The 19,935-nt window shown below is 69.6% G+C and carries 15 protein-coding genes; 10 read left to right on the top strand and 5 right to left on the bottom strand.

Features of this window, described 5'->3' with window-relative positions:
- Positions 1-2 precede the first annotated feature (2 nt).
- From OHB21_RS03210 to OHB21_RS03190, 5 genes are all read left to right on the top strand, one after another.
- Positions 3-302: a PE family protein gene (locus OHB21_RS03210; protein ID WP_067507395.1), complete on the top strand. Its 300-nt coding sequence runs from the start codon at positions 3-5 to the stop codon at positions 300-302.
- An 18-nt stretch (positions 303-320) separates the two neighbouring features.
- The gene (locus tag OHB21_RS03205) at positions 321-1,280 is read left to right on the top strand and encodes a PPE domain-containing protein (RefSeq protein ID WP_195125523.1); all 960 of its coding nucleotides are present in this window, start codon (positions 321-323) and stop codon (positions 1,278-1,280) included.
- Positions 1,277-2,065: an ESX secretion-associated protein EspG gene (locus tag OHB21_RS03200; RefSeq protein ID WP_195125522.1), complete on the top strand. Its 789-nt coding sequence runs from the start codon at positions 1,277-1,279 to the stop codon at positions 2,063-2,065. Before OHB21_RS03205 ends, OHB21_RS03200 begins: the two co-directional genes overlap by 4 nt.
- A gap of 89 nt (positions 2,066-2,154) precedes the next feature.
- On the top strand, positions 2,155-2,454 hold the full coding sequence (locus OHB21_RS03195) for a WXG100 family type VII secretion target (RefSeq protein ID WP_084537481.1): 300 nt from the start codon (positions 2,155-2,157) through the stop codon (positions 2,452-2,454).
- Between the two features lie 27 nt (positions 2,455-2,481).
- Complete coding sequence (locus OHB21_RS03190; protein ID WP_195125521.1) at positions 2,482-2,778, top strand: hypothetical protein; 297 nt, start codon at positions 2,482-2,484, stop codon at positions 2,776-2,778.
- Between the two features lie 87 nt (positions 2,779-2,865).
- Here OHB21_RS03190 and eccE read toward each other — a convergent pair whose 3' ends face one another.
- The gene (gene eccE, locus OHB21_RS03185; RefSeq protein ID WP_195125520.1) at positions 2,866-4,611 is read right to left on the bottom strand and encodes a type VII secretion protein EccE; all 1,746 of its coding nucleotides are present in this window, start codon (positions 4,609-4,611) and stop codon (positions 2,866-2,868) included.
- Between the two features lie 130 nt (positions 4,612-4,741).
- Between eccE and eccB the strand changes: the two genes are divergently transcribed.
- Entirely contained in the window at positions 4,742-6,190 is a 1,449-nt protein-coding gene (eccB, locus tag OHB21_RS03180) for a type VII secretion protein EccB (protein WP_067507381.1), read from the top strand.
- Positions 6,191-6,223: 33 nt separating this feature from the next.
- Here eccB and eccA read toward each other — a convergent pair whose 3' ends face one another.
- The gene (eccA, locus tag OHB21_RS03175) at positions 6,224-8,041 is read right to left on the bottom strand and encodes a type VII secretion AAA-ATPase EccA (RefSeq protein ID WP_195125519.1); all 1,818 of its coding nucleotides are present in this window, start codon (positions 8,039-8,041) and stop codon (positions 6,224-6,226) included.
- Positions 8,042-8,163: 122 nt separating this feature from the next.
- Here eccA and eccD point away from each other — a divergent pair, with 122 nt between their 5' ends.
- From eccD to eccCa, 3 genes are read left to right on the top strand one after another with little or no spacing between them, the layout of a single operon-like run.
- Entirely contained in the window at positions 8,164-9,636 is a 1,473-nt protein-coding gene (eccD, locus tag OHB21_RS03170) for a type VII secretion integral membrane protein EccD (protein ID WP_195126432.1), read from the top strand.
- Positions 9,637-9,664: 28 nt separating this feature from the next.
- Positions 9,665-11,098, top strand: coding sequence for a type VII secretion-associated serine protease mycosin (gene mycP / locus OHB21_RS03165; RefSeq protein ID WP_067507373.1), 1,434 nt, complete (start codon positions 9,665-9,667; stop codon positions 11,096-11,098).
- Between the two features lie 3 nt (positions 11,099-11,101).
- Positions 11,102-15,283 (top strand): type VII secretion protein EccCa, encoded by a 4,182-nt coding sequence (gene eccCa / locus OHB21_RS03160; protein WP_195125517.1) that lies wholly within the window; start codon positions 11,102-11,104, stop codon positions 15,281-15,283.
- Positions 15,284-15,391: 108 nt separating this feature from the next.
- Here the strand turns inward: eccCa and OHB21_RS03155 are convergent, their stop codons facing one another.
- Together OHB21_RS03155 and OHB21_RS03150 are read right to left on the bottom strand one after the other, a co-directional pair.
- Positions 15,392-16,018, bottom strand: a complete 627-nt coding sequence (locus OHB21_RS03155; RefSeq protein ID WP_195125516.1) for a GNAT family N-acetyltransferase — start codon at positions 16,016-16,018, stop codon at positions 15,392-15,394.
- Positions 16,015-16,812 carry a GntR family transcriptional regulator gene (locus tag OHB21_RS03150; protein WP_067507367.1) on the bottom strand — a complete coding sequence of 266 codons (798 nt, stop codon included), beginning with the start codon at positions 16,810-16,812 and terminating at the stop codon, positions 16,015-16,017. The genes OHB21_RS03155 and OHB21_RS03150 overlap by 4 nt, the downstream gene beginning before the upstream one ends.
- 174 nt (positions 16,813-16,986) lie before the next feature.
- Here OHB21_RS03150 and OHB21_RS03145 point away from each other — a divergent pair, with 174 nt between their 5' ends.
- Positions 16,987-17,487: a DUF4254 domain-containing protein gene (locus OHB21_RS03145; protein ID WP_067507364.1), complete on the top strand. Its 501-nt coding sequence runs from the start codon at positions 16,987-16,989 to the stop codon at positions 17,485-17,487.
- 113 nt (positions 17,488-17,600) lie between these two features.
- Here OHB21_RS03145 and OHB21_RS37380 read toward each other — a convergent pair whose 3' ends face one another.
- A complete protein-coding gene (locus tag OHB21_RS37380) occupies positions 17,601-19,064 on the bottom strand; it encodes a nucleotide-binding protein (RefSeq protein WP_407675228.1) in 1,464 nt (487 codons plus the stop codon).
- Positions 19,065-19,935 lie beyond the last annotated feature (871 nt).

The raw sequence follows: 19,935 nt of genomic DNA, 5'->3' as shown, positions 1-19,935 counted from the left end.
TCATGGAATTCGATCCGACCAGAGCCGGTCAGGCGGCCGCCGCGTTGGACGCGCTCGTCGCCCGGCTGGAACACGATCTGACCGTCGACGGTCCCGCGCTCGCCGTGCCGGCGCCCGGCGCCGACGAGGTGTCGCTGCGGGTCGCGCAGACCTTGTCGACGGTCGGTTCGTCCTACCGGGAGGCCGCGGCCAACGGGGTGCTGGAGATGCGGAAGCTGGCCGCCACCTTGCGTTCCCAGTCAGCCGACATGGTCGGCATGGATGCGGGCAACGCCGACGCGCTCGGCGCGGCGGCGGGCTGAACCCGGAATCGAGACACCATGATCGAGCCTCCGGTCATCGGCTTCACCGGGGTGATCTGGCAGGCCAGACCCACGGATCGACTGGCCCGCGAGCTGTCCACGGGCGCAGGCGTGGCGCCGATGGCGGAGTCGGCCGCCGCGTGGGCCAGGCTGGCGGCGAGTCTCGGCGCGGCCGTCGTCGAGTACGACCAGGTCATCGGGAAGATCAGGGAGTCGTGGCGATCACACGCCACCGAGGAAGTGGTCCAGCGGATTTCGCAGCTGCGCGAGTGGCTCGTCGAGGCGGCGGCCGCGGCGGGGGAGAACGCCGCGCGGGTGGCCGGTCAAGTCGTCGCGTACGAGGTCGCGCAACTGGCGATGCCGCACGTGGACGAGCTCGCCGCGCTGGAGGCCCTCGGCCGGGGTATCGAACAGGCCGGAGCGGCGCTCGGTGGGCCACTGGTCGCCGCGGCCGCGCAGGTCGACGAGGAGCGAGATCTGGCCAAGGCGAACGCCGCCCGGGTGATGCAGAGCTATGAGTCGGCCTCGACAGCGCTGGCCGAACCCTGGGAGTCGCGTCAGCCACCGGTGATCGCGTCGCCGGCGGCGTTGGAGGCGGAACAGGCGGCGGCCACGCCTTCGCCGAGCGTCGCGCCCGCGTTCGCACCCGCCGGTGTGAGCCCCGCGCTGGGCGGGATGGCCGCCATACGGCAGCCGACGGCCTATCAGGCCAGGACTCTGGCGCAGCACGTGCCGCGTGTGGAAATACTTCCCGGGCAGTCGAGTTCGGCGGCTGATCAGGCGGGCCGAGTACCCGCCGCGCCGCTGGGTATGGCGCCGGCCGCGGCCGCGGCCGCGGGCGAAGAGGGCCGCACGATCCGGGCCGCCGCCGCGGGTCTGCCCGGCACCGGTCTCGAGATCGAGGCGGGCGTCGACGCCGCACCCGCGGTGCTCGGCGCGACCGAGCCGCGGGGCGAGCAGACGGGGGCCGCGCCGTGACGACCCTGACCAACGACGGTCTGCTGGTGGCGGCGGACCTGCTCGGTGTGCAGACGTTGCCCGGCGTCCTCGGCGTGGGGCCACAGCAGGATTCCGAGGCGGCGTGGCGCGCGGCCCAGGACTTGGCGCGCGCCGAGCTGCGGCGGGCCGGACTCGTGGACGGATACGACGACGTGCGCGGCGAGCTCGCCGACGCGCTCCATGTGCTCGCCCGGCCCGAGCGGGAATTGATCGCGCGCAGTTACGGCCAGACCGAGAGTAGGCGGATGTGCCTGGCGCGCAACGGCTCCGCGCACGCCGTGGCGACGCGCGTGGGCACGGCGTTCGACGTGCGCACCACTTGGGCCGACGACAGTGGCGCCGCGCTGGCCAAGCCGGTGCTCGACATGCTCGGCCCCTGTCCGGCCGCCGCGATCGGTGATTTCAGCGCGCCCGCCGCGGAACTGCGTCCTCGTCTGGACGCGGCCACCGATGCAGCGGGCTTCGCGCAGGTGGCGCTGACGCTGGGCGTCGACGACCGTGAGGCCATGGAGTTCGGCCTCGCAATGGCCAGCTGCCGGGTTCGGACCGAGGTCGTCGCCTACGCCCATGCCGAGGGCGCCGGCACCAGATCCACCGGCGCCGTGGCGATCTACGACACCGAACGGGGTCGGATCGTCGCGAGCCCGGGTTCGTCCGCGGACCTGACCATCTGGTCCACCTTCACACCGGGTTCGGATCATCGCATCGCCCAGGCGATTTCGGCGCTGATCGACACCTTGCCCGGGGGGAGGTGGATGCCCTAGTCGACGCGTCGGAAATCACGAAGCGACCGACTCCGCCGTCGAAAGGTGCCGGCGGAGCCACCGAAAATCACCTGATGAGAGGGTAGACAATGACCGGTCAGACAAGCTTTACCGAAAAAGAAGCGGCAGACGTCGTCAACGAGTTCATGGAGGCCATCTCGGGTATCCAGACCACCGTTCGCAAGGTGGAGGACTCCTTCAATGCCGCCCGTGCCGGCTGGGAAGGCGACGCGGCGGTGAAAGGCCAGCAGGTCGCCACCGAATGGCAGGACGAGGCGGTCCGGATCAACCAGAAGATCGAGGCGATCAAAGAGGTCGTGTTCGAGGGCAACCAGACCTACTCGCAGATCGACCCCGACAACGTCGAAGCGCTGACCAATCTCGTCTGACACCGCAGACCATTCCAGGAGCACACCATGCTGTACACAGAATCGACTCGTGCCGCACTGATCGCCGAGATGGACGGCTACATCAGCGATCTCGGGACCTACAAGGCCGCTCTGCTCACGGCCAGCGCCAAGCTCGTCCGGCACGGTTGGGAAGAGAACGAGGCCGCCGGGATCTTCCAGGAGCGGATGGACTTGCTGACCAATGCGCAGGAAACCGGCGAACTCGACGATACCCACGTCAAGATCGGGAAGTTGCGCGACGCGATCAATGCGGCGTTCGACAATGCGAAGGCCGCCGACCGCAGGGTCTACAACGCCTTCTGACGCGCCGTGGGATGAGTTCGCCCCACCGCTTCGCCACACGCCCGGTCGTCGCGATCTCCGTACGGAGATCGCGACGACCGCGGCGTTTCAGGCCGACATGTCCTGCAATGCCCGAACCGGTTCCGGCACACCGAGGTAACTGATTTCGAACGGCGTCGCCACCATGCGGACTACGGTTTTTCCGGAGGCCGAAAGGACGGTGACGACATTCGGCTCCGTCGCGTCTTCGACGAGCGTGATATCCGGCTCGAACCCGGTGGGCCCGGTTCCCGGTCCGCGTACCGTGACCACCGTCGTATCGGAGTGATGCCCGGTGACGGGCACGCCGTCGTACACCACAACATTCGCCGAACGGTGCGAGTTCGCCTGCTGTGATCCGGCTGACCAAGTGGCCAGCGTCAGGCCGGGAGAGCCGACGTAGTCGACCATTTTCCGCCACTCCTCGTGGCGACTGGTGTGGACGACCACGGTTGACCCGATGGCTATGGCCCGCAGAATCACCTGCTTGGCCACCAAGACGCCGCCGACGATGTCCACGCGCCGCACGTGCGGGCCGATCAGCGGGACCGCGACGCCTTGCCCCGAATCGTCGGCGCCGACGAGCTGCCCGCAGCCCGCGATCGGGGTGGTCAGCTCGGTGAGCGCGTCGGCGTCGCCGATCACGCTCTCCTCCGGGAGTGCGAGCTCCGCGCTGTCGATCGGCAGGGTCTGGATCAGTGCGCGATATTGCCTGCCCGGCAACGGGATCAGGCCGGGTAGGTTCAGCTCTCCCGGTTCGGCGCGGGTGGTGAAGCGCACCAGGGCGGAGACGTCGATGCGTTGTCCCGCCGTCTCATCGGAACGCTTGTGTCCCGGTTCCTCCGGCGCCCGGCGCAATCGCATGGTCACCGTGGTCGCGATCGTCGAGGTCGTCCACATGTCGGCGAATCCGCGCGGGCCCAGCTGATCCAGCTCCACACGGTAGGTCGTCGTATGCATGTCGCCGTGCTCGAGCGCGTCCGGTCGTTCGGTGAAGTCGTCCAGTTCGACGCCGTGCGTCAGCTGGTGCACGACCGAGTTCAGTTCCGCACCGGTGAGCACCGAGGCCGTGATCCCGTGCGCGGCGAGTCGATTCGCGACCCGCTGGGTGGCCACGATCACCGAGCGCAGCACTCCGGTCGAGCCGCCGCCGCGCCGGTCGACTGCGGCGGCGTTGGCGAGCGGGTCCAGCCGCAGCACCACCCACACGGTGCGGTGCGCGACCGCGGGCAGGGGGCCGAGGATCTGATCGTAGAGTCGCGCGACGGGGCCGGCGCTCGCGGTGCGGGAACCGGTGCTGATGATGTCGATCGAGGAGAGCCCGATGTCGAATTGGTTCAGGCAGCGCGCCAACTCGGGAAGCGGCACCTTGTCGCCGGTGCTGAGTCCGCTCGGGCTCAATCGGGTCACGAACGGTGGCGGTACGTCCAAGCGCAGCATCGTGATCACATGCCTTCCGTCCCAGCGCATTCCGTAACTGCCGCCGTCGGGTAGGGGCACATCGAACGGGGTTCGGTGGACTGGCGCGGAACGCTTGCCGAATTTCTGCCGGGCGAAGGTGAACTTCTCGGCGATATACGCGGCCAGGCACACCCCACGGAATGGCGCCAGAAACAGCACGAAGACCGCGACGGCGATTCCGGCCGCTACCCAGGGTTCGGCGCCGAAAATCAAGGCGGCCAGGGCGCTCGCGTTCGCCAACAGCAGTACGAAAAGCACCCGGCGCAGCGGGAACATGCGAAACAACCAGAAATGTGTGGAACGCAGCGGATGCACCGGGGCATCTGCGGCCGCCTCGGCCGTAGGGGACGCCATACGCTCATCATGGACCGAACTCGCCGCCCTTCGCTACTGTTGTCCGACGAGATCACCGGATCGGGGGCACAACCGCGCCGGGCGCGTCTCGTCTCGCAGTTGTTCCGCCCGCGGCCATTCGGAGGGTTTCGTGCCCGCTCAGCTGACCACCAGGCAACAAGTCAACGGTTACCGTTTCCTGTTGCGCCGGTACGAGCATGCGCTCATCCGGCGGGACGTGCGGATGCTGCACGATCCGATGCGTTCCCAGTCCCGTTCGCTGATCGTCGGCGCGGTGCTGGGCCTGCTCGTCGTCGCGGGCGCGGCGATCCTGTCGTTCCTGCGCCCGCAGGGCGCGGTGGGCGACGCCAAGATCGTCATGGCACAGGAAACGGGCGCCCTGTACGCGGTGGTGGACGATCGATTGCACCCGGTGCTCAATCTGGCGTCGGCACGGTTGATCACCGGCACCAATGAGGAACCCACCTCGGTGAAGACGTCCAAGCTCACCGATCGGCCGCGTGGGCCGCTGCTGGGCATTCCCGGTGCGCCGGGGCTGCTGCCCGGATCGTCGGCGGGCGACCGTTCCACCTGGACGATCTGCGACACCGTCGCCCTTTCCGACGCCGGGCGCGCGACCGCGAATGTGAAGACGACGGCGATCGCGGGCGCGTTGGATACCGACGCCGACTACGCGGCTCGTCCGCTGGGGGGCGCGGAGACGATGCTGGTGACCAAAGGCGGCAAGACTTACCTGCTGTTCGACGGCCGGCGCGCCGAACTGGATCTCGGGGATCCCGTGTTGGTGCGTGCGCTCGGGCTGGCCGAGCGCACACCGCGGGCGATCAGCGCGGGCTTGCTGAACGCCACGGTAGAAGTGCCGCCGCTGCGCTCACCTGCCATCGACGGTGTCGGCGGGCCGGGACCCGGTGCGCTGTCGGATGTTCCGGTCGGCGGCGTGATCCGGGTGCGCACCGTGGCTTCGGAGGATCTGTATGTCGTTCTTCCCGACGGGGTGCAGCCGGTGTCGCCGTTCGCCGCCGAACTGATCCGGACCTCGAACTCCCAGGAGATGACCGATATCGTCGCGGTGCCGCCGGACCGTCTGGTCGGTGTTCCGGTGCGCAACACGCTTCCGGTGGACCGCTTTCCGCGGGAGATACCCGATATCAAGTCCGCCGAGGACGCCCCGGTCGGTTGTCTGTCGTGGTCGCGAGGGACGGACGCGCCCGCTGCGGCGGTGGCACTGCTCGCGGGTCGTGAACTACCGCTGCGGGATTCGGCCGCACCCGTGGAATTGGCCACTGCGGACGGCGGTGGCGACCGTATCGACGCCGCCTACATTCCGCCGGGAACAGGCGAGTACGTCCAGGTCACGGGGATCTACCCGGAGAGCGAGCGGCGCGGCAGCCTGTTCTATGTGGCGGAGAACGGAATTCGCTTCGGCGTTCCCGATCCGACCACGGCCGCGTTGCTGGGCCTGGAGGAGAAGCCCAGGCTCGCCCCCTGGGCGATCGTCGGTCAGCTGGTGCCGGGTACGAGTTTGACCAGGGAGAACGCCCTCGTCAGCCACGACACGCTGCCGACCGGGCTGCCCTGAGCGGGGTCGGCGGCGTCCCGGTGTGGGGGCCGCCTACCGGAGAGTCGCCAGCACGTTGTCCAACGCGTTGCGCATGTCGTCGGCCTCGATGCGCATGAGCGTCGACTCGTCCAGGCTCGCGAGGTCGAGGCTGTCGTCACTGGCCAGGCGGAACTCCCGCTCCTCCTCGGCAGCCTCGATGACGTTGCGGATGAACCGGCCGTTGCCCGCGATATCGATCCCGCGCCGGATTGCGCCACTCTGATCCGTGGTCTGCCGTTCGTACAGGTCGGCACAGGCGGCGACGAGCAGCGCTAGCGCCTCGTCCGACACCTCCGAATCGCGCCTGCCCGCGATGAACTGCCCGATCCGCCCCAGTTCCTCGGGGGTGTAGGAGTCGAACTTCACCCGTTTGGCGAACCGGGAGGCCAGACCGTCGTTGGACGCCAGCAGACGGTCGATCTCACCGTCGTATCCCGCGATGATCACCACCAGGCGGTCGCGGTCGTTCTCCATCCGTGCCAGCAGGGTGTCCACCGCCTCGCGGCCGAACGCGTCGCCGCCGGACAGGCCGGTCTGGATCAGCGTGTACGCCTCGTCGATGAACAGCACGCCGTCCATGGCGCTGTCGATCAGCTTCGATGTCTTGATCGCGGTGGAACCCAGGTGCTGGCCGACGAAGTCCGCGCGTTTGGCCTCGACCAGGTTGTCGGTCTTGAGCAAGCCGAGTCCGCAATAGATCTTGGCCACCACTCGCGCGACCGTGGTCTTGCCGGTGCCCGGCGGCCCGGTGAATGCCAGGTGCTGGCCGCGCGGTACCGAGGCCATGCCTTTCTCGGCGCGGACCTTCGCCAACTGTGCGGTGGCCTGTAGCTTGGCGACCTGCACCTTCACCGCGGCCAACCCGATCTGCTGGTCGAGTTCGGCGCGCGCGGCTTGCAGGATCTGCTTGGCCTTGTCGTCGCGTTCCTGCTGTCCGAGTTGATCGGCCGACGGCGCGGACGCGGGATCCCAGCGGTCGGTGCGGGCCTCGATCTGCTCGCGCGTGGTTACGGTCAAGCGGTACTTGCGATCTCGCATGGCCATGGTGTTGGCCTCGAAATCCGGCGCTTCGGAGAACACCTTCTCGAACAACGCCTGGGCCTGTTCCTCATGACCGGTCTCGCGCAGGCACAGTCCGCGACAGAATCGCGCGGTGGTCGCCGCCGCCGGAATCGGGCCGGCTTCGGCCTGCTCCATGCGCCGGATCGCCTCACCGAAGAGGCCGAGTTGCGCACAGGCCGTCCCGACCATCACGTGCGCACCCGCGGCGAGGTAGGGATCGTCCCATTCGGTGGACCCGGCCAGGACGGACATCACATCGGGCCATCGCTGGGTCTGGTAGTGCAGCACTCCGCGCACGTAGGCGCTGATCCGCTCGTCTATCTCATGATCCGTTTGGGAGAGTTGAGTCTTTCGGTAAGCCGCGAGTTCGTCGAGCATCCGCTCGGCTTCGTCGTACTCGCCGTCGGCGATCAGCTGCGACGCCTGCGCCAGCCAGATCTCGGTGTAGCCGGCCAGGGGGTAGTCGATGTACTGCCCGGCCACGAACCGCCCGGCGAGCTCGCGCGGCCGCAACCCGAGCCTGCGCTGTTCACGGAACAGCGTGTGCTGACTCGTCTTGTGCAGGTTGAACAACACTTCGCGGGTGACCTCACCCGCCGCCGCGCGACCCAGCCAGGCGTCACACATATCGGGATCCCATTCGGTCGCCCTGGTGAAGGCCAGCTTGGCGTAGTCGAGGTCGCGCGTCGATTCCTGGCCGTCGATGGCGAGGCCGAGAGAGAGGACGCCCGCGTCGAAGGCGCGTTGTGCTTGGCGATTGCCGGTCATGCGGGTTGGCCCCCAAAACCTTCGGGATGAGCGAATTCCCGCTCAGCATACCGGCTCGGCCTGGGTTAGATTGAGACTGTTGCCGAGGGGGACCGGGTGAAGTGTAGGGAGTCTGCGAGCCAGTGACAGAGTCGTCGACCGGCGGTGTGGTCGCCGCTGATCCGGAGCTGTGTCGGGTATCGGTGATCGGTGGCAACACTCAGGTGGACCTGGGTTTGCCGGCCACCGTGCCGATCGCCGCGTTCATCACCGACGTGGTCGAGCTGATCGAATCGCGGAATCCGGATCTCACCGAGCACGAGGAAGGCGCGCCGCTGGTCACCCAGCACTGGACCCTGGCGCGCATCGGGCGCGACCCCATCGCCCCGAATCAGACGCTCACCGAGGCCGAGGTGTACGACGGCGAGTTGCTCGTGCTGCGCCCGGTGGCGGCGAAGGAATCCCCCGCGCTGTTCGACGATGTGATCGACGCCGTTTCCAAACTCACCACCGCGGGGTACCGCAGCTGGTCGCCGATCTCGGCGACATGGATGGGTCAGCTCGCCGCGCTGGTCGCCGCGCTGGCCGCCACCGGGCTGCTGCTCCTGGCGAAGGCCGACGGCGCCGGCTGGCCGATCGGTTTCCTTCCCGCCGGTGTCGGTGTGGCGGCGCTGGTCTCGGCGGTGATCGCGATCCGGAGGTATCAGGCCAGGACGGCGGCGGTGCTGCTGTCCCTGCACGCCATGGTGCTGATCTTCGCCGCGGCGGTGCTGTTCGTGCCGGGATCGGTCGGTAGCCCGCACCTACTGCTCGGATCGGTCGCGGCGCTGGTGGCGGCGGCGGTCGGCTACAGCGTCACCGGCGTCGGGGCGACGATGTTCGCGGCCGTCATCACCACTGTGTTGTTCACCGGTGTCGCCGCTTTCGTGCGGATGGTGTGGGAGTTCGATTTCCCGAAGATCGCGGCGGGCGTCGTGGTCGCGTCCGTCATCGTGATCGGCTCGGCGGCCCGCCTCGCGGTGGCCGCGGCCCGGCTGCCCGTGCCCCCGGTACCGACCGCCGGAGCGGCGATCGATCCGGCCGATCACGAACCGCGCCCGACCATCGAGGACATCGGCGCCATCGGCGCCTCGGCGCTGCCGTCCGCCGCCGGGCTCGAGTTGCGCGCCCGCGCGGCGAACGAGTACCAGTCGGGTGTGATCATCGGCGCGACCGCGGCGGGTGTCGTCGCCGCGGTCGTCGCCGCGGACCCATTGGGATCGGCCCGCTGGCAGGGAGTCACCTTGGCGGTGATCATCGCGCTCATCCTGTGCCTGCGCGGTCGCTCCTTCGCCGACCTGACACAAGCCGCCACGCTCATCGGCGGTGGTGTGACCACCTTGTTCGCGCTGCCCGTCGCCGTGGCGCTCGGACGCCCGGAATCGCTGGTCCCGTGCGCCGCCATGGTTTTCGCGCTGGGCGCCGCCGCGGTGGCGTTCGGCGTCATCGGCCCGCACACCGAGATGACGCCGGTGACGCGGCGCGCGGGCGAGATCTTCGAGTACCTGCTGATCGTGGCCATCGTCCCCTTGGTGCTGTGGATCATGGGCGTATATTCGGCCGCGCGGAATCTGTGACACGGCGACGGAGTTCGGTGATATCCGGATGACCATTCCGCCACCCCGTTTCCGCGCGCGGCTCGCGCGGTGCACAGGTGCCGCCGTGGCCTCGGCGCTCGTCGTCTTGTCCGCCCCGGCGGCGGCCTCCGCGCCACCGGTCGTCGACGACGGCGCACTCGGCGCCGCGCTCGCCGTCAACGCGCGGGGCGGGCCGCCGGAGCCCACCGAACAGCGGCACACATGTGCCGAGCCTTCGCTCTCCGGTGGGCCGCCGCAAGAACCGCCCGCGGCGCAGCGGGTGCTCGATCTACCCGCGGCCTGGCGGTTCAGTACCGGCGCCGGACAGAAGGTGGCGGTGATCGACACCGGCGTCAATCGGCATCCCCGGCTGCCCGCGCTGCAAGCGGGCGGCGACTTCGTCTCCGGCAGCGACGGCACCGTGGACTGCGATGGCCACGGGACCCTGGTGGCAGGGCTGATCGCCGCCCGGCCGGCGCCGGGCGACGCGTTCGCCGGGGTGGCGCCGGACGCGGAAATCCTCGCCATCCGTCAGCTGAGCCTCGCGTACGAGGCCAGCGACCGGAACCGGAACGAGGGGCCAGGGCGGATCGCTCAGTCGGGCTACGGCACCGTGCTGACCCTCGCGGCGGCGGTGGTCCGCGCCGTGGACATGGGGGCGACGGTGATCAACATCTCCGAGGTGGCGTGCACACCCGTGAGCGGCGATCCGGCCGACGCGGCGCTGGGCGCGGCGGTGAAGTACGCCCACGACCGCGATGTCGTCGTGGTGGCCGCCGCCGGAAACATCCAGCAGGGCAGCGCTTGTGAGCGGCAGAACGATCGATCCGGGTGGAGCGCGGTCAACACCATGGTGACGCCCGCGCGATTCTCGCCGTACGTGTTGTCGGTGGCGTCGGTGGAAGCCGACGGCAGCGTGTCGCCCTTCTCGATCGGCGGACCCTGGATCGGCGTCGCGGCTCCCGGCCGCAATATCGTCTCGCTCGACAGCAAACCGGGTGGTACGGGGCTGGTGAACGCGGTACAGACCGCCGAGGGCACCGGAACCGTCGACGGGACCAGCTTCTCCACCGCGTTCGTATCCGGTCTCGCCGCGCTGGTTCGGGCCCGGTTCCCGGAACTGAACGCGCGGCAGGTGATGGACCGCATCACCCGCACCGCGCACGGGCCGGGTTCCGGCCGCGACGACCGGCTCGGGCACGGACTCATCGACCCACTCGCCGCGCTCACCGCGCAACTGCCGCAGGAGCCGGTGAGCGCGGGCGCCGACGTCGGGCGCGCGATCGCCGCGCCCGCCCCGCCGCCGTACCGGGACCCGCTGCCGCGCCGGGTGGCGACGATCGGGTCGATCACGCTGCTCGCGCTGCTCGGCATCGGGTGGGCGCTGTCGATTCCGTTCCGCCGCGACCGTGACGAGATCGTCGACCCGGGGGAGGGCGTTGCCCCCGGAGGAGGACAGTAGGACATGGCAACCGAAGGTTTCGTGCGACGTCCGAGGATCGCGCCGCCCCGAGCGCCGGGCGGCGAGGTGGCGCTGACCGCTCCGCCGGAGATCCCGCGCCCCGTGCCGACCGGCCTGCTGATGAAGCTGATGCCGGTGGTGATGGTCGTCGCGGTGATCGGCATGATCGCGATGATGGTCATGATGGGCCGCAACCTGCTGGCCAATCCGTTCATGATGATGTTCCCGATGATGATGATCATGTCGATGGTCGGCATGATGGCCGGATTCCGTGGTGGCACCGGCGGACCCAAGAAGGCCGCGGAACTCAACGAGGAACGCAAGGACTACTTCCGCTATCTGGATCAGGTGCGCAAGGACGTCCGGAAAACGGGCACCGCACAGCTCACGGCGCTGCTGTGGAGCCACCCGGATCCCGCCGACCTGCAATCGATCGCGGGCACCAGGCGCATGTGGGAGCGGCGTCCCAACGATCCGGATTTCGGGCATGTGCGCGTCGGGGTCGGCAGCCACCGCCTGGCCACGAAACTCGCCAGGCCGGAGACCGGTCCGCTCGAGGACCTGGAGCCGGTGTCCACGGTCGCCCTGCGCCGATTCGTGCGGACGCACTCGGTGGTGCACGGGCTGCCGACCGCGATCTCGTTGCGGGCGTTCCCCGCGATCAACATCGAAGGCGATCACGATCAGACCAGAATGCTGGTGCGATCCATGGTGATGGAGTTCGCCACATTCCACGGCCCCGACCACGCCGCGGTCGCCATCATCTGCGCCGACCCGGACGCCGAAACCTGGTCCTGGGCGAAATGGCTTCCGCACCTCCAGCATCCGGTGGACCGCGACGGCATGGGCACGGCTCGCATGATGTATCGCTCACTCGCCGAGCTGGAGACCGCGATGGCGGCCGAATTGCTCGAGCGCGGTCGATTCATGCGCAACGCGCAACCCACCGCGGGCCGCGTCCATTTGCTGGTCATCATCGATGACGGATATGTCAGCGGGTCCGAGCGCATCGTCAGCGATGCCGGGCTGGATTCGGTGACCGTCCTCGACTTGACGGCTCCTCAGGCCGGGCTCGCGGTGCGACGCGGCCTGCAACTGGTGGTGGCGGACGGCATGGTCGCCGCGAAGTCGGCGGCGGGTGTGGAGAAGTTCGCCACCGCCGACGCGGTGACCAGATCGGAAGCCGAATCGCTCGCCAGGGATCTCGCGCGGTACCGGATCGCCACCGCGGCCCAGATCGTCAGCCTGGGCGACGAGACCCGGGCCGTGCCGGGATTGATGGCGCTGCTGAAGATTCCAGACGCCGCACGCATCGACCCGGCTGTCGTGTGGCGGCCGCGCAGCGACCGGGAACGCCTGCGAGTGCCGATCGGCATCACGCCGGACGGCACGCCCGTCGAGATCGATATCAAGGAGTCCGCCGAGAACGGCATGGGTCCGCACGGCCTGTGCATCGGCGCCACGGGCTCGGGCAAATCGGAGTTCCTGCGCACACTGGTGCTGTCGCTGGTGACGACGCATTCACCGGACCTGTTGAACCTCGTGCTGGTCGACTTCAAGGGCGGTGCCACCTTTCTCGGGCTGGAGTCGCTGCCACACGTGGCAGCCGTGATCACCAACCTCGAGGAAGAGCTCTCGATGGTCGATCGCATGAAGGACGCGCTCGCGGGGGAGATGAACCGGCGCCAGGAGCTGCTGCGCGCGGCGGGCAACTTCGCCAATGTCACCGAGTACGAGAAGGCGCGTGCGGCCGGCGCGCAGCTGGATCCGCTGCCCGCGCTGTTCGTCGTGGTCGACGAGTTCTCCGAATTGCTCTCTCAGAAGCCGGATTTCGCCGATCTCTTCGTCATGATCGGCCGGCTCGGACGCTCGTTGCGCGTGCACCTGCTGCTCGCCTCGCAGCGCCTGGAGGAGAACAAGCTGCGCGGCCTGGACAGCCACCTGTCCTACCGGATCGGCCTGCGCACGTTCTCCGCCAACGAGTCCCGGGCAGTGCTCGGTATCACCGATGCTTACCATCTGCCCAGCGTGCCCGGGTCGGGCTACCTCAAGAGCGACGCCGACGACCCGCTGCGGTTCAACGCGGCGTACGTCTCGGGTCCGTATGTGTCGCCGCGCGGCAGCACGCAGATCGATGGTGAGGCCGTCGGCGGCCAGCACCCGGTGATCTTCACCGCCTCCGAAGTCGAGATCGTCGATGACCCGGCCAATTCCGGCGCGGTACCGGCACCGGCCGGGCTTCCCGACCTGCCGCCGGCGCCCGGGGCGGCCGAGCTGTCCCGTCCGGGTCTGCCCGATCTGCCGCCCCCGCCGGGCGGGCTCGATCTGCCCCCACCCCCACCCGCTGGCGGGCCCGAACTGCCTGCGCCACCCGGCGTGGACGACAGCGCCGTGGCCGAGCCCGCCACCTCGGCGCAGCGCGTTCCCGCGACCTTGTTGCAGGTGGTCGTGGAGCGGCTGACCGGGCACGGCAGGCCCGCGCACGAGGTGTGGCTGCCGCCGCTGGACGAATCCCCCTCGGTGGACATGCTGTTGCCCGATCCGGATTGGCGCTCGCCGGTCAACCAGCACGGTCAGCTGTGGCTACCGATCGGCGTCATAGACAAGCCGTACGAACAGCGCCGGGACGTGCTCATCGTGGATCTGGCCGGCGCGCAGGGCAATATGGCGGTGGTCGGCGGTCCGCAGTCGGGCAAGTCGACCACGTTGCGCACCATCATCATGGCGGCCGCCGCGACGCATACGCCCGAACAAGTGCAGTTCTACTGTCTCGACTTCGGTGGCGGCACGCTCATGGGGCTCGCCGACCTTCCGCACGTCGGTTCGGTGGCGGGCCGCATGGATGTGGACCGGGTGCGCCGCACGATCGCCGAGGTCACCACCCTGCTGCGCCAACGGGAAGAGCGGTTCCGGGAGCTCGGCGTCGAATCGATCCAGCACTTCCGCAGGCGCAAGGCCGAACTACTCACCCGCTCGCCCGAGGAACAAGCCGCGGACCCGCTGTCGGAGGATCAATTCGGCGATGTGTTCCTGGTCGTGGACGGCTGGTCGACCATTCGCGGTGAGTACGACACGCTGGAAGCGTCGTTCAACGCGCTGGCGGCTCAAGGGCTTTCGTATGGCATCCACCTGATCATCGCCGCCAGCCGTTGGCCGGAGATCAGGCCCGCGATCAAGGATCTCATCGGTACCAGGCTCGAGTTGCGCCTCGGTGATCCGGCCGACTCCGAGATGGACCGCCGCACCGCGGTTCTCGTACCGGTCGGGCGCCCCGGCCGCGGTCTCACGCCGCAGAAGCTGCACATGCTCGTCGCGCTGCCGCGCTTGGACAGCAGTTCCGATCCCGGATCGTTGTCGGAAGGCATCGCCGCGGCCAAACGGCAGTTCGCCGAGATGTACGGCGAGCGCCGCGCTCCTGACGTGCGGATGCTGCCGCTGCGCATCCCGCGTGCGGAAGTACTGGCGATCGCCGCCGCGCAGGGCATCGAGCAGAGCCCGACCCGGGTGGTCATCGGCCTCGGTGAGAACGAATTGTCGCCGCTGGTACTGGATTTCGACGCCCAGCCCCACCTCATGGCCTTCGCCGACGTGGAGTGCGGCAAGACGACGCTGCTGCGCAACATCGTGCTCGGCGTCACCGAGAACTCCACGGCCGAGACGGCGCGGGTCATCCTCATCGACTACCGGCGCACCATGCTCGGCGTCATCGAGGGTGACCAGCTCGCCGGTTACTCGACCTCGTCGCAGACCTCCGTGCCGATGATCAAGGAAGTCGCCAATTACCTCGCCAAGCGCTTCCCGCCCCCGGACATCACACCGCAACAGTTGCGCGATCGCAGCTGGTGGACGGGACCCGAGATCTACATCGTCGTCGACGATTACGACATGGTCGCCACCAGCCAGAACCCGCTCGACCCCCTGATGGAGTACCTGCCGCAGGCGCGCGATATCGGTATGCATCTCATCGTGGCGCGCCGCTCCGGTGGCGCCGCCCGCGCGCTGTACGACAAGGTGCTCGGCCGGATGAAGGACCTGTCGGTGGACGGCCTGCTGATGAGCGCGCCCAAGGACGAGGGCAAGCTGCTCGGTGACATCCGGGCCACCCGGCTGCCACCGGGCCGCGGCACCCTGGTCTCACGCGGCGAGCCGCAGATGATCCAGGTGAGCTACCTGGATCCGAACTGACTCGGTTCGTTCGGCCGGATGATCGGGCGTTTGCCGGTCGGCGGGTCGAACGAGGCTGGGTGCGCGCCGTGTGGTTGCCCTCCGGCGGCGGAGTTCGGCCCGGTCGGCTCAGTTCGGCCGGATGGCCGGGAGCGTGTCGGTCGGCGTGTCGAACGCGGGTGGGTGCGCGCCGTGTGGCTGCGCTCCTCCCGCGGGCACCACACGGCCGAAATCCCAGCTCTCCGTGCGGCGTTCGAACAGGGCGCGGGAGGGGCCGGTGGCGTCCCGGCCCGCGATCCGGACCAGGCGGAAGCCCGCCCTGCGGTAGTACTCGTGCAGGTCGGTATTGGTGGTCCAGGCGTCCAGGCGCAGCCAGTCGCGGCCCGCGCGGTGCGCGATCTCGCCCGCGTGCGCGAGCATCCGGTGTCCGAGGCGCTGCCCGGCGAAGCGCAGGTCGACGATCATGAAGTGCACGATCAGCGCGTGCGCGAGCTCCCGATCGGACCACAGGCCGGGATCGGCGCGGTCGTTGACGGTGATCGTGCCCGCCGCTTCGCCGTCCACCTCGGCGATCCAGGTCTCGCCCGCGTCCAGCGACCGCCCGACCGCCCTGGCGAAGATCTCGATGGGCAGCCCGCGTCCGGCGACCGTCCACTGATCGGAACCGCGCGCCGTGAGCCACGCCGTGCGTTGCACGCGCAGGCGGCAGATCAGGCCGAGATCACCGAGACCGGCCCGGCGGAAAACCGTTGTCATGTCAAGGGAATGGGGTGGCCGAGGGTGCGCCGGATGACGGCGGTGCCCTCCGCGTCGCCGAGTTCGTAGGCCAGACGGTGGTGCGCGGCGATGGACCGCTGCCGCGTCGCGCGGGTGACGCGCTCGCGATCGGCACCGATGCGCAGGTGATCGAGCAGGACCGTGCCGGTGGCGACCCCCAGCACCAGCGCCTCGTCGGCGCTCGCCGGGCGCGCGACCAGGGTGTCGCGGTGCGCGATCTCGGCGTGACCGCGATCGGCGAGACGGCGGGTGGTGCCCTCGGGGATGTCGTGCGGCGAATCGATGCCGGTGGCCTCGGCGAGGTCGCGCGGGTAGAAGCTCACCTCCCACGACCACGGCTCGTTGTCCAGGTACTGCACCACCGTGCGGGCCAGCACCCAGGAGCTCTCCGGCACCCCGAGCCAGTGCGCCACCTGGGCCGACGCCGGCTCCATCCGGGCGCTGAACTCCTTGGTGGGCACCCGATTCGCGTCGCGCGCGATCTCCTCGAAAATGTCGTGCGCGGACTTGGGACGATCGGGACGAATATGGTCGGTGACGACCGATTCCAGAATTTCCTGGTTTCGGACGATCGTCCCGCGGGAAGTCGCTGTGTAGACGAGGTTCTCGGCGACGAGCACCTGAATGGCGTTGCGGGCGGTGGTGATCGAGACCTGCATCCGATCGGCCAGCTCGGAATGGCTGGGAAGCCGATCACCAGGATGCCATTTCCCCGCGCGGATCTCCTCGCGGAGAAGGTCTGCGATCCGGTGATAGGTCGGACCGTCCGCCATCTTGCTCCTCGGTTGGTCGTGCAGGTAACGAAGTGTACTCTTCGTGACTCCCTACGGCCCGGTAACGCTTGACAGGCGACTTCAGAGGTTTATTGTAATGAACGTCCTGATCCGGTGTTGTGCGGCGATGAACGGCGAGGCAACGTGGCAGGTTCGGATTCATCAACGGTCGTGATGGCGGTCCCCGACACACCCCGGTGTGTCGATACGACGCTGCAGCCCACGGCAACGGGGCTACTCCCCACTTCGGATCTACTCGTTCGGGCGTGTCGCGGGCACCGGGTCGTCGGCGGCCCGCTGCTGTGGTTCGCGCGTGACCTGGCCGTGCTCCACGAACGCAAGCACATCGGCCGCGGCGGCTCGGTCGACACCGACCCCGTCCACATCCTCGAAAACGACAGGCGCCGTGGCGAATTGGTCATGGCCATCGACGACTGGGTGACGCGCAGCGTCCCGCAGCACCGCCTCGGCGCCACCCTGCACACCGAAACGATCGGCGCGGTGATCGACCGCCTCGCGGAATCCTCGGTGCGCGCCCACCACGCGCTGATGACCCTCGACGCAGCCGACGAACGCCTCCACTGCGCCTGGCACCACCTCGCCGAATTGGCCGACGCGTATGACGATCTGATCCGCGACGTCCTCGCGGGCCGGAGGCGCCTCCCGGAGTGGTGAGGGGTTCGGCGCGCCGGTGCGAACGGTCGGTCGTCGGGAGTTCTCGCCAGGATGGCCGGTTGGGTGCGGATCTTGTGTTGTGAGTTGGGGTTTGGGGTTGCGGGGTTGTCCGCTCAGTTGTGGTAGTGGCGGTGGTCGACGCCGAATTCGTCGGCGACGGTGGCGGCCAGTTCGACGTAGGCGCGCTTGGCTTGTTTGCTCAGGCGGTGCAGGTCGATTTCGGCGCCCTCGGAGAGGTGGGTGTCGTAGGGGATGATGTGGACCGCGCGGCAGCGGGAGAGGAAGTACTCGCGCAGCTGCTGCACGCCCACGTTCGGTGAACCCTCGCGCGGGAGGTTGATCACGACGACCGCGTTGCGCACCAGGTGGTCGTGGCCGTGCAGGGACAGCCAGTCCAGGGTGGCCGCGGCGCTGCGCGCGCCGTCGATCGCGGCCGAGGAGATCAGCACCAGCGAGTGCGCCAGGTCCAGCACGCCCGCCATGGCCGAGTGCATCAGGCCGGTACCACAGTCGGTCAGGATGATGTTGTAGAAGCGCTGCAGAATGCGCGCGACGGCGCGGTACTCCTCGTCGTTGAACGCCTCCGACGCCGCCGGATCACGTTCGCTGGCAAGCACTTCCAGTCGGCTGGTGGCCTGCGAGGTGTGCCTGCGCACGTCCGAGTAGCGCTGGATCGAGGGGTCGAGCAGCAGGTCGCGCACCGTGGAGCGGGTCTGCAGCGGCACGCGCTGGGAGAGGGTGCCGAAGTCGGGGTTGGCGTCGACGGCGATGACGCGGTCACCGCGGATGGAGGCGAAGATCGAGCCGAGCCCCATGGTGGTGGTGGTCTTGCCGACGCCGCCCTTCAGCGAGAGCACCGCGATGCGGTAGTCGCCGCGGACCGGCTGCCGGATGCGCGCCACCAGCTCCTGCAGGCGCCGTTCTTCCGCCGACATGCCGGGGTTGATCGCGCCACCGGACACGTGGTGCACGGCCTTGCGCCACCCGCTGCCCGGCGCCTTCTTCGCCCGCCGCATCGGGACGTCGTCCAGCGACGGCGGCGGACCGGACATCTGCTGCGGCTGCGGGTGCTGCGGCCTGCCCCAGCCCTCGGGCACCTGCCCGTGCTGCCCCCGATTCCAGGACGGCGCGGCCTGCGGCGGCACCGGCCCGTGACCGGCGGGCGCCACACCCTGCTGCTGGTATTCCCCAGTGCCCCACTGCGTTGCGGGCCCACCCGCGGGCGGCTGCTGCCCAGGCTGCTCGAACACGCCGGGATCGCGCCGCACCGCACCGGGCGCGGGATCACTCGTCGGCGCCCGATGCCCGCCCTGCGCGGACGGAGCCACGCCGGGAACAGGACCGCCGACCGGGCCGACCTGACCCGGTGCGCCTTGGCTGAACACCCCTGGGGCGCGGTGGAGCTCGCCGGGCGCGGGCTGGTCGCTGACGGGTGCGCGGTGAACGCCCTGGGCGGGTGCGAATCCACCTGGGGCACCGCTATTCTCGGCGCCACTCGGAGCGGGGAATCCACCCGGAGCACTGCCTTCCGGCGGACGCGGCCCGGTCGGGCTGGGTGCGCCTGGCTGCGTGAACACACCGGGATCGCGACCCACCGCGCCGGGAGCGGGTTGATCGCTCACCGGGGCGCGGTGACCGCCTGCGGCCGGCCCGACAGTGGGGGCTGGACCGCCCTGCGCCAAGTCTTGGGCGGTAGGACCGGTTTCGCCCGGGAGCCGATGCCGACCACCGGAAGGCGGTTGCGCGGTACCGCCCGGCGTCGCGAATCCCGTGCCGCCGGAACCGGAGTCGGCCGGGACGCCCGGCTGCTGCGCCGAGGCACCGCCAGGCGGTGGCCCCTGGAATACGGGCGTCTGCCCCGGTGCCTGGGCAGAAGAACTTTCACTCGCACTCGGCGCTGCGGCGCCGCGCGTTCCCGGAGGCGCGGAGCTCGCGGCCGACGGCGGCTGCGCGGGCGTGACACCGCTGGGCAGCGGAGATCCACCGATGGCGGCACCGCGTCCCTGGTTCGGGTCCGCAGGGCTGGGCGAGCGGTGCTGCGCGCGCCGCGCGGCATCGGCGGGCGTCGCATCGCCGGAGACGGCCGGGGTGGCGTCGATCGGCGGAACCACATTCGGCGCAAGGGGATTCGGTGCGGATGCCGCGGACTCGGTCGCCCCACCCTGCGTCGGCGGCTCGGGCGGACGAGGCGGGACGCCCGACGGGCGCGCCTCGCCCTCGGTGGAATCGAGCGACGAATCGGGCTGCGCGGCACCGCCACCCAACCACGGCGGCGGTCCATCGCTCGCGCGCTCGGACGTGGCGGGGGACTGCACCGTGGGCCCCGGACCGGCCAACCACGGCGGCGGGCCGTCGGGATCGGCGGCCGGTGGACTCGCCGAGCCGGTTTCGCGCGCCGCGGATACCGACGAGCTCTCGCCGGACGGCGTCGGCTGGACGTCGCCGGGC

It is taken from the genome of Nocardia puris, from assembly GCF_036051655.1.
Taxonomy (GTDB): Bacteria; Actinomycetota; Actinomycetes; order Mycobacteriales; family Mycobacteriaceae; genus Nocardia; species Nocardia puris.
Note: the sequence above shows the minus strand (reverse complement) of the source record. Positions and strands in the feature narration are given on the sequence as shown.

What these genes read in the sequence shown, in the direction of transcription:
- OHB21_RS03195 (WP_084537481.1), top strand. Translation starts at nt 2,155, where the DNA reads ATGACCGGTCAGACAAGCTTTACCGAAAAAGAAGCGGCAGACGTCGTC.
- eccCa (WP_195125517.1), top strand. Translation starts at nt 11,102, where the DNA reads ATGGCAACCGAAGGTTTCGTGCGACGTCCGAGGATCGCGCCGCCCCGA.
- mycP (WP_067507373.1), top strand. Translation starts at nt 9,665, where the DNA reads ATGACCATTCCGCCACCCCGTTTCCGCGCGCGGCTCGCGCGGTGCACA.
- eccA (WP_195125519.1), bottom strand. Translation starts at nt 8,041, where the DNA reads ATGACCGGCAATCGCCAAGCACAACGCGCCTTCGACGCGGGCGTCCTC.
- OHB21_RS03150 (WP_067507367.1), bottom strand. Translation starts at nt 16,812, where the DNA reads ATGGCGGACGGTCCGACCTATCACCGGATCGCAGACCTTCTCCGCGAG.
- eccE (WP_195125520.1), bottom strand. Translation starts at nt 4,611, where the DNA reads ATGGCGTCCCCTACGGCCGAGGCGGCCGCAGATGCCCCGGTGCATCCG.
- OHB21_RS03155 (WP_195125516.1), bottom strand. Translation starts at nt 16,018, where the DNA reads ATGACAACGGTTTTCCGCCGGGCCGGTCTCGGTGATCTCGGCCTGATC.
- OHB21_RS03205 (WP_195125523.1), top strand. Translation starts at nt 321, where the DNA reads ATGATCGAGCCTCCGGTCATCGGCTTCACCGGGGTGATCTGGCAGGCC.
- OHB21_RS03190 (WP_195125521.1), top strand. Translation starts at nt 2,482, where the DNA reads ATGCTGTACACAGAATCGACTCGTGCCGCACTGATCGCCGAGATGGAC.
- OHB21_RS03210 (WP_067507395.1), top strand. Translation starts at nt 3, where the DNA reads ATGGAATTCGATCCGACCAGAGCCGGTCAGGCGGCCGCCGCGTTGGAC.
- OHB21_RS03145 (WP_067507364.1), top strand. Translation starts at nt 16,987, where the DNA reads ATGGCGGTCCCCGACACACCCCGGTGTGTCGATACGACGCTGCAGCCC.